Below are 267 nucleotides of genomic sequence, written 5' to 3'. Positions count from 1 at the left end.
CCTTTGTACGGGACGACCAGCCCTTGTCACAAACTGCTTATCAATTGGCTGCGGCGTTGCGGACTGAGATTGCCGAACTGGAGTCGGCGGGTATTGGCATGATTCAGGTGGATGAACCGGCATTACGTGAGGCTCTGCCGTTGAAACAGGCTGATCGGGCTGGCTATCTGGCCTGGGCGGTGAACAGTTTCCGTTATGCCACTACCGATGTGGCGGCCGACACCCAGATTCATACCCATATGTGTTACGCCGATTTTGATGACATCC

The 267-nt window shown here is 55.1% G+C and carries 1 pseudogene; it reads left to right on the top strand.

Annotation, left to right across the window (positions count from 1 at the left end):
• Positions 1 to 23 precede the first annotated feature (23 nt).
• Positions 24 to 267: pseudogene (locus Q4563_RS20215) on the top strand (5-methyltetrahydropteroyltriglutamate--homocysteine S-methyltransferase); the annotation flags it as partial.

Source organism: Gilvimarinus sp. 1_MG-2023, assembly GCF_030548285.1.
The sequence above is the reverse complement of the archived record's forward strand: the minus strand, read 5'-3'. Positions and strand labels throughout refer to the sequence as shown.